Origin of the sequence: Proteus sp. G4415 (assembly GCF_963896075.1) — a bacterium.
Lineage (GTDB): Bacteria > Pseudomonadota > Gammaproteobacteria > Enterobacterales > Enterobacteriaceae > Proteus > Proteus mirabilis.
On record NZ_CAWQOK010000092.1, the window covers coordinates 64168 to 72548 of the forward strand.

An 8381-nucleotide genomic window follows, 5' to 3' on the forward strand; every position below is an offset into this window, starting at 1 on the left:
CCATTTATTTTAGGTTAAGAGAGAATGTGCAACGCACAACACCGTAATATAAACAATAAAACAAACTAATAAGAAAATCCCCTTTCCACGGTTTAGCCGCTGTTTGCGCCCCAATGAAAAGAGTGAGAAAAGTAGGCCCGCGACCACCAGCACAGTAAAACTAAAATAGAATGCTTGCATATTAAATGTGCTAGGAGAGAGTAATGCGGGCATGCCTAGCACAAAGGTGAGATTAAAAATATTAGCGCCAATAATATTGCCTAGAGCCAGTTCATTTTCACGTCTTAAGGCTGCCACAACGGTCGTTGCTAATTCAGGTAAACTGGTGCCAATAGATAGCAAGGTTAGTCCAACTAAAAAACTGCTGAGATGATACTGTTGCATGATGATAAAAACATTATCAATGATCATTCTTGTTGCAACAGGGATTATCAGTAATGCAATTACCACCCAAAATAGGGCAACAGAATTACGTGGATTAGTTTGTAATTCAAAACGTGAAAGTGTCTCTAGCGGTAACACATGGCGCACTTGTGTTAGGGTTTTATGGAGCATTTTTATCATTAGAAAAAGAGAGGCGAAGCCGATGAAAAAAAGTAAACAGCCTTCTCTCAACCCTAGATGACCATTAGAAACCACCAGTCCTGCTAATAAGATGACTATAATCATCAAAGGAAGTTCTTTTTTTAGTACCGCAGATTGGATATTCATGGGATAAATCATTGCTCCAATCCCAGCAATCAGTAGCAGATTCGTTAATGAAGATCCTATTGCTGTACCTATCGCTATCTCGGGTAAATTGTGGATGGCCGCGTCGGTTGCAACAAAAAGCTCTGGCAATGAAGTGCCCAATCCCACAATAACAATACCGATAACGGCAGGAGGGAGCTTTAATGATTGAGCAAACACACTTGCACCATACACCAGTCGGTCTGATGCATAGACTAATAACATCAACCCAACAATGAGAAGAGACAAAGTAATCAACATGCCATCAGTTTTCCAACAATGAGTGAAAAATAAAGAAAAAACCAATAAGACAGGGCTGATAAAAAACATTATTGTCAAAAGGTTTTGCTAATTCACCATATTTTGACTAGCCAAGCACGAAAAGTAAAATCAACCGTGCAATAAATTGCTAAATAGTGGTGATTTCTTTGTAACATTGACAATGACCTGCCAAAATAGCGTATAAATTTTGTTTATGCAGACAGGCTTAAGGACGTTTTATTCATGAACGCACAACCAGACAATTTAATTGAAGTGCGCAATATGAACTTTACTCGCGGTAGCAGAAAGATTTTTTCGCAAATCAATCTGGATGTGCCTAGAGGAAAAGTGACTGCAATAATGGGGCCTTCAGGGATAGGTAAAACCACCTTATTACGCTTGATGGGGGGACAAATTCTGCCTGATAGTGGTGATATTTGGTTTGATGGTGACAATATTCCTAAGTTATCACGCTCTGCTTTATATCAGTCAAGAAAAAAAATGAGTATGCTTTTTCAATCAGGCGCCCTTTTTACTGATATGAATGTATTTGAAAATGTCGCCTTCCCATTAAGAGAGCATACTAATTTACCCGAGGCGTTAATTCACACTACCGTGATGATGAAGTTAGAAGCGGTAGGGTTAAGAGGGGCAGCTAATTTAATGCCATCTGAATTATCGGGGGGAATGGCGCGCAGAGCCGCTTTAGCAAGAGCGATAGCCCTTGATCCAGATTTAATCATGTTTGACGAGCCATTCGTTGGACAAGATCCCATTACCATGGGGGTATTAGTAAAACTGATTGATGAATTAAACCATGCATTAGGGGTCACTTGTGTGGTGGTGTCTCATGATGTCCCTGAAGTACTGAGTATTGCCGATTATGCATATATTATTGCAGAACAGAAAATCATTGCTCAGGGAAGTGCAAAAGAGCTACAGGAAAATCCAGACAGACAAGTAAGACAGTTTTTAGATGGTATTGCTGATGGACCTGTACCTTTCCGTTTTCCTGCGGGGAACTATCAGGATGATCTATTAGGACGAGGTAATTAGTACGTGGTTAATTTACTAGCGCGGTTAGGCGCGCGATCACTGTCGATTTTTGCGACTTTTGGTAGAGCCGGCATCATGCTATTTCGAGCATTGATCGGTAAGCCTGAGTTTCGTAAGCAGTGGCCATTATTAATGAAGCAACTGTACAGTGTTGGTGTTCAGTCGCTACTGATCATTATGGTTTCTGGACTTTTTATTGGCATGGTTCTTGGTTTACAGGGCTATCTAGTACTGACGACATTTAGTGCGGAAGCGAGCCTAGGTATGATGGTAGCGCTTTCTTTGTTACGAGAGTTAGGCCCTGTGGTGACGGCACTATTATTTGCTGGACGCGCAGGCTCTGCACTGACCGCAGAAATAGGTTTAATGAAAGCAACAGAGCAGATATCCAGTTTAGAAATGATGGCTGTCGACCCTCTTAGACGAGTGGTTGCGCCACGTTTTTGGGCCGGGTTTATTAGTATGCCATTACTTTCACTGATCTTTGTTGCGGTGGGGATCTGGGGTGGTGCTATTGTCGGCGTGGATTGGAAAGGCATTGATGAAGGCTTTTTCTGGGCATCAATGCAAGGTGCGGTTGAGTGGCAAAAAGACTTAGTGAATTGTTTTATTAAGAGTGTCGTGTTTGCCATTACCGTGACTTGGATAGCGCTGTTTAACGGATATGACGCAATCCCAACATCGGAAGGGATTAGCAGAGCAACAACGCGTACCGTTGTTCATTCATCGTTAGCCGTATTAGGTTTAGATTTTGTGCTAACTGCACTGATGTTTGGGAATTAAGTCATGCAAAGTAAAAAAATTGAAGTTTGGGTTGGTTTATTTGTTGTTATTGCACTGATAGCGGTTGTCTTTTTAAGCTTAAAAGTGGCTGATATTAAAGAAGTGGGTAATCAACCTACTTATCGTGTCTACGCAAGTTTTGGTAATATTGGTGGTTTAAAAGAGCGTTCACCGGTTAAAATCGGTGGGGTGGTTATTGGTCGCGTTGCCTCTATTACCTTAAAAGAAGAGATGGAAGGTAACTATCGTCCTGAAGTTGCTCTCGATATTTTAAACATTTATGACCATATTCCTGACAGCAGTTCTCTTTCTATTCGCACATCAGGTTTATTAGGTGAACAGTTTTTGGCCTTAAATCTCGGCTTTTATGATGAAGATTTAGGTTCTGATTTTCTAAAGGATGGTGGCAGAATTACCAATACCCATTCAGCCATGGTGCTTGAAGATTTGATTGGTCAGTTCCTTTATAAAACCGGTGACGGAGATGGAAAAACAACCTCTGACTCAAAAACGCAAACCGAACAACCAGCATTACCTTAATGATCATTCGCTTACGGTGTGGCTTATTTAATACATCGTATTTACTGAAATATAATCCCAAGAGGAAGCGAGAGTATGTTTAAACGCTTATTAATGGTCGCATTATTGGTGATAACACCTTTTGCGATGGCGGTCGATAAAACCAATCCTTATGCATTGATGGAAGATGCCGCGCAAAAAACCTTTGATAAATTAAAAACCGAGCAACCAGAAATCCGTAAAAATCCAGAACTGTTACGTGAGATTGTTCAACAAGAGTTGTTACCTTATGTACATATCAAATATGCTGGAGCATTAGTGTTAGGGCCTTATTATCGTAATGCAACGCCGGCTCAGCGTGATGCTTACTTTGCCGCTTTTAAAGATTATCTTGCACAAGTATATGGTCAAGCATTAGCAATGTATGAAGGGCAAGAATATCGCATAGAACCCGCTAAACCTTTTGCGGATAAATCAAACCTGACTATTCGTGTCACTATTATTGATAAAAATGGTCGACCACCAGTACGCCTTGATTTTCAATGGCGCAAGAACAGTAAAACGGGTGAATGGCAAGCCTATGATATGATTGCCGAAGGCGTTAGCATGATCACCACCAAACAAAATGAGTGGTCTGATATTTTAAGTGCGAAAGGGGTTGATGGTTTAACTAAGCAATTAGAAATTAGTGCCAAAACACCGATTACATTAGATGAGAAAAAATAGTATGTCAGCTTCGTTAAATTGGCAAAAAGAGGGTGAAATACTCTCTTTCCAAGGAACGCTAGATAGAGAAACGTTATTGCCAGTTTGGCAACAACGTAAAGCGTTATTAGCTGATATTAATATCATCGATATTTCTCAACTTGATCATATTGACTCAACCGGATTAGCACTTTTTGTCCATCTAAAGGCCGAAATGGAAGCACTTGATCGTCAATGTGTTATTCAAGGTGTTAGTGAGCGCTTTCAAACGCTAATCACACTCTATGATCTTGATGAAATTATGAATATTGCTTAATGCTTTTCCCGATAAAGCAATAAAAAAATCCCCCTTATTGATACTTTTATCATTAAGGGGGTTTTTCATGGTTTAAGAGTAGGCCGGATTCTATTAGGATAGGCAACTGATTATTATTTTAACGTTGAGATTGAGCAATTATGGATACAAATGAAATCAAACAAGTATTAATGGATACCCTATCTTTAGATGAAGTCATTGTTAATGGTGATGGCAGTCATTTTCAGGTTGTGGTTGTTGGCGCGATGTTTGAAGGAATGAGCAGAGTGAAACAACAACAAACCATTTATGCCCCTTTGATGGAATATATCGCAGATAATCGTATTCACGCTTTATCTATTAAAGCCTACACACCTGAAGAGTGGAAAAGGGATCGTAAACTCAGCGGGCTTTAATTCAGTAGGTATACAGCGTACAGCAAAATAAAAAAGAGAGTTCTACAGATGGATAAATTTAGAGTACAAGGGCCTACCTGCTTATCCGGTGAGGTCACTATTTCAGGCGCAAAAAATGCTGCACTACCAATTCTGTTCGCTGCTATCCTTGCCGAAGAGCCAGTAGAATTAACCAATGTTCCTAAGCTAAAAGATATTGATACCACCATTAAGTTACTTAATCGTTTAGGTACTAAAGTCGAACGCAACGGCTCTGTTTTTGTTGATGCTCGTCATATCAACGAATTTTGTGCCCCCTATGAATTAGTTAAAACGATGCGTGCCTCTATTTGGGCATTAGGGCCATTAGTTGCACGTTTCGGACGTGGTCAGGTTTCTTTGCCGGGTGGTTGTGCGATTGGTGCGCGCCCAGTTGATCTGCATATTACAGGTTTAGAGCAGCTTGGTGCGGAAATTACGCTGGATGAAGGTTATGTGAAAGCGCGTGTTGATGGTCGCTTAAAAGGGGCACATATTGTAATGGATAAAGTGAGCGTAGGTGCCACTATTACCATTATGACTGCCGCTGTTTTAGCAGAAGGTAAAACCATTATTGAAAACGCGGCGAGAGAGCCAGAAATTGAAGATACCGCGAATTTTCTTAATACCTTAGGCGCAAAAATCAGTGGTGCAGGCACCGATAGCATTACTATTGAAGGGGTCGAACGCCTTGGTGGGGGAACCTATCAAATTTTACCAGACCGTATTGAAACAGGGACATTCTTAGTCGCGGCGGCGGTTTCTCGTGGTCGTGTTGTTTGTCGCAATGCTAAACCAGATACGCTTGATGCGGTATTAGCTAAATTACGTGAAGCGGGTGCTGATATTGAAACGGGAGAAGACTGGATAAGCCTTGATATGCATGGTAAACGTCCTAAAGCGGTCACTCTACGTACGGCACCACATCCTGGTTTCCCAACCGATATGCAAGCTCAGTTTAGTCTTTTAAATCTTGTGGCTGATGGAGCAGGAATGATCACTGAAACGATTTTTGAAAATCGTTTTATGCATATTCCTGAACTTATCCGTATGGGGGCTCATGCTGAAATCGAAAGCAATACTGTACTTTGCCATGGTGTTGATAAGCTTTCAGGCGCTCAAGTGATGGCTACCGATTTACGTGCTTCTGCCAGCTTAGTATTAGCCGGTTGCATTGCGGAAGGTACGACGATTGTTGATCGTATCTATCATATAGACCGTGGCTATGAAAATATTGAAGCCAAATTACAAGGCTTAGGGGCTAAAATCGAACGTCTACATTCTAATGACTAATTAAGTTTAGTTACCCTGTTATCGTGATTAAAAACCATAGCACTTTATTGGTGCTATGGTTTTTTATTATTCATCAAGCGTATTTATAGATTTTTCACTAAGTTAACAGCATCTTGGTTATTAATGTTTTTGCTTACATAGTTTTTTAGCATGACTCTATTTGATACAATAAGCGAAAACCACTTACTTTCCCATGCTTTATAGGCGTGCCAAGAATATCCTATAGAATAGTCTTTACTCATATGATTCATCGAATGAAATACCGCTTTAAGATATATTTTTTCTAAGGATGTATCTTTTATTTCGATAATTGTTGCAAGATAAATTAGCCAATTTGCTAAATGAACATATTGTTCCCATGCACTATTTTCGCTCGTTAGTTTTATTTTTTCCTGTATTATTTTTTCTATCATATTCATTGCCTTGGCATCTGTCACAAGAACACCAAATGCAGCTAAGGACATAATTATTTCATAAAAATTATTTTCAACCTTGAGAAAACTTTTAGAAAAGCTGTGTTTTCCACTCAGTACTTTTTCGATATTCTCTAACGAATCTTCTACTCTTTTTTGTACATCTTGAATTTTTGAATTTAATTTATCAAAAAAGTCATGAATATCTAAATTATCAATGACTCTAATGCCATAACAATGAAAATAATACTCTTTTAAATAAGATTCTACTTTCTTTCTCGATACTAAAAACATAGAGGAACCAATAACATTTTCTCGTGAGAAATTTTTGTACTCATTAATAATTGCTTTAAGATTAGTGTCTCCAAGAGAATAGCCTAATATAACGATTGTATTTTCATAAATCATGGAGCTTATTTTCTTAGAAAAATAAGAGTTATAGTTTATAAATTTAAAATAATCATCAGAAGTAACTACCATATTACTAGGCGAATCAATAGAACCATGAACATGATAAATTTTTGTACTGGAAGATGCTTTTGGTATTGGTAAACCAGGTGCAAGAGATTGACATTTTTTTATTGGGATCATTTCTTCGATAAGTTTATCATAATTTGTTGTTATTATTCTTATTGAATTATTATCTAAGAAATTCTTTACATGCTTATTATCTTTTGATAAATGAATTTCTTTTATTATTTCTGCTATCTTTTCATGTAAATTTTCTCCTTTTTTTTGATATTCAATATAAATAACTTGAGCCGCTTCTTCTAAGCTTAATGGATTTTTTCCATCTTCGGGAAAAAGTGATTTTTTGACTTTATTTAAACCATCTAATTTATCACAGGCTTTTTCAAGTAAAGATTGCCAGCCAAGAGCTTTGTTATTCGTTAGTGCTTTAGAAAAACCGGTTCCTGTAAACAAACATAATCTATTTGCTGCCGCTGAATAGGCTATTTCATATATTTCATTCACTTTTTTTACCCCATGTTTTGTAATATAAGTATGTTAAGTCATCTAATTTGAAATTGATAAAATCACCATTATTCATTTTTACAGGTGGTAATTCACTAAATATAAATAAATAAAGAGGTTTTGGCGGTGTTGATAGTGCTATTTTATCTAATTCTTGCCGAGAGGTTCTTTTATACTCTGATTTATTTACAAGACGTTCAGAAATAAAAAATGTTGGCTTGCAAATTAAGTCACCTTTTTTCATTTTTTTATCAAAACGGACAAGGTAATAATTATCTATACGTTTAATCCAAGCTTTACCGAAGTATATTCGAGGTTCATCTACATATTCGCTTAGATCTTTTTTATCATTAATATAAATGAAGAAATCTCTTAAATGGATCTTTCCTTCTGCAATATTGAGAAAGAAATTTTTTTTATCGATAAAATCATTAACGAGTCCTGATAAACGCTTTTTTGAATGACGTGTTTTATTACTATTTTCGTCATCAATATTTTTTGTTTTTAAGCGTTTGTTGATGCCATTTTCCTCTTTTGATGAAGGGATATCATGAAATTTAGTTTTATAAGGTGTTGAGAGATCAAGCTCAACAATATCATCGAGAATAAAAGGAAGAGCCTCTGGATCTTCTTTCATTTTTTTTATTCTACGAAATTCATTTTCTTCATTGATCCCTATTTTACATGTATCACTATGTTCAGAAACAAATTTAAAATGAGGAACTCTTTTTCGTAATCGGTTTGGTTTATCAAGATTGGCACAAGTTACTTGGGCATGACAATCAGGTTCAGTACATTCAAAAAGATATTTTGATGTTATTATTTTTTTTGAAAATAAATTATCAGCTTCTTCTGCTGTAATATTTCTATTTAATTCAAGGCTTTTGGCTAATTCTATTTTCATTGAAAATCTCTTTT

The 8381-nt window shown here is 37.4% G+C and carries 10 protein-coding genes; 7 read left to right on the forward strand and 3 right to left on the reverse strand.

Features of this window, described 5'->3' with window-relative positions:
* Positions 1-9: 9 nt before the first annotated feature.
* Positions 10-990 (reverse strand): calcium/sodium antiporter, encoded by a 981-nt coding sequence (locus AACU95_RS11070; protein ID WP_141192000.1) that lies wholly within the window; start codon positions 988-990, stop codon positions 10-12.
* A gap of 243 nt (positions 991-1233) precedes the next feature.
* Here AACU95_RS11070 and mlaF point away from each other — a divergent pair, with 243 nt between their 5' ends.
* The 7 genes from mlaF to murA all read left to right on the forward strand — a co-directional run bounded on the left by mlaF (position 1234) and on the right by murA (position 6075).
* A complete protein-coding gene (mlaF, locus tag AACU95_RS11075) occupies positions 1234-2046 on the forward strand; it encodes a phospholipid ABC transporter ATP-binding protein MlaF (protein WP_004245298.1) in 813 nt (270 codons plus the stop codon).
* Positions 2047-2049: 3 nt separating this feature from the next.
* A complete protein-coding gene (gene mlaE, locus AACU95_RS11080; RefSeq protein ID WP_004248921.1) occupies positions 2050-2829 on the forward strand; it encodes a lipid asymmetry maintenance ABC transporter permease subunit MlaE in 780 nt (259 codons plus the stop codon).
* Between the two features lie 3 nt (positions 2830-2832).
* Entirely contained in the window at positions 2833-3369 is a 537-nt protein-coding gene (gene mlaD / locus AACU95_RS11085) for an outer membrane lipid asymmetry maintenance protein MlaD (protein WP_004252690.1), read from the forward strand.
* A gap of 75 nt (positions 3370-3444) precedes the next feature.
* Positions 3445-4074 (forward strand): phospholipid-binding protein MlaC, encoded by a 630-nt coding sequence (gene mlaC, locus AACU95_RS11090; RefSeq protein ID WP_004245295.1) that lies wholly within the window; start codon positions 3445-3447, stop codon positions 4072-4074.
* 1 nt (position 4075) lies between these two features.
* On the forward strand, positions 4076-4369 hold the full coding sequence (gene mlaB / locus AACU95_RS11095; RefSeq protein ID WP_004248922.1) for a lipid asymmetry maintenance protein MlaB: 294 nt from the start codon (positions 4076-4078) through the stop codon (positions 4367-4369).
* Positions 4370-4509: 140 nt separating this feature from the next.
* Positions 4510-4764 carry a BolA family iron metabolism protein IbaG gene (ibaG, locus tag AACU95_RS11100; protein ID WP_004245293.1) on the forward strand — a complete coding sequence of 85 codons (255 nt, stop codon included), beginning with the start codon at positions 4510-4512 and terminating at the stop codon, positions 4762-4764.
* A gap of 48 nt (positions 4765-4812) precedes the next feature.
* Entirely contained in the window at positions 4813-6075 is a 1263-nt protein-coding gene (murA, locus tag AACU95_RS11105) for a UDP-N-acetylglucosamine 1-carboxyvinyltransferase (RefSeq protein WP_004245292.1), read from the forward strand.
* Positions 6076-6158: 83 nt separating this feature from the next.
* On the opposite strand, the gene AACU95_RS11110 is transcribed toward murA, so the two are convergent.
* On the reverse strand, positions 6159-7463 hold the full coding sequence (locus tag AACU95_RS11110) for an SIR2 family NAD-dependent protein deacylase (protein ID WP_012368837.1): 1305 nt from the start codon (positions 7461-7463) through the stop codon (positions 6159-6161).
* On the reverse strand, positions 7456-8381 hold a 926-nt coding region (locus AACU95_RS11115), incomplete at its 5' end, for a hypothetical protein (RefSeq protein ID WP_237612002.1). The genes AACU95_RS11115 and AACU95_RS11110, both read right to left, overlap by 8 nt.